Below are 430 nucleotides of genomic sequence, written 5' to 3'. Positions count from 1 at the left end.
GTTTTGCTCTATCTCAGTCACTATTGCTGTTGCGCTTGCCTCTGGAATGTTAGCCAAATCCATCGACAAAATTTGCACTTCACACGGTACGGTCATGGCATGAAAGCGATGTACAAAGGGCAGGTTAGAACTCATAGGTTGCTCCAACAGCCCACCACTGTGCTTCAAAACCGTTGCTTTGTTCGTAGTACGCAGCAAGCGCATTTAAGCGTAACTTCTTATGTACCTTGATACTCGCACCTAGTTCATAGGCATTAGCTGTGAAGTTGCCTAAGCGAAGGTCTGAAGTCGCATAGCCTGATGAAGCAAATGAAGGATCGGCACTACTTGGATCGCGATAGAAATCGGCTGCATCTTGCGTGTACCAGAAATAGCCCGGTGCCAAGGTTAACCATTCACTCACTCGCCAAGATAATTTGCCGCCTAACTG

Annotated in this window: 1 protein-coding gene and 1 pseudogene; both read right to left on the bottom strand. The window is 47.2% G+C overall.

The features are described 5' to 3' along the window. A pseudogene (locus tag AB4512_RS24720) lies at positions 1–135 on the bottom strand (FAD:protein FMN transferase); the annotation flags it as partial. Then, positions 125–430: DUF3570 domain-containing protein (locus AB4512_RS24715; RefSeq protein WP_372176111.1), on the bottom strand; the 306-nt coding region annotated here is incomplete at its 5' end. The pseudogene AB4512_RS24720 and the gene AB4512_RS24715, both read right to left, overlap by 11 nt.

Origin of the sequence: Vibrio sp. 10N.222.52.B7 (genome assembly GCF_041474275.1) — a bacterium.
GTDB classification, from domain to species: domain Bacteria; phylum Pseudomonadota; class Gammaproteobacteria; order Enterobacterales; family Vibrionaceae; genus Vibrio; species Vibrio crassostreae_C.
Note: the sequence above shows the minus strand (reverse complement) of the source record. Positions and strands in the feature narration are given on the sequence as shown.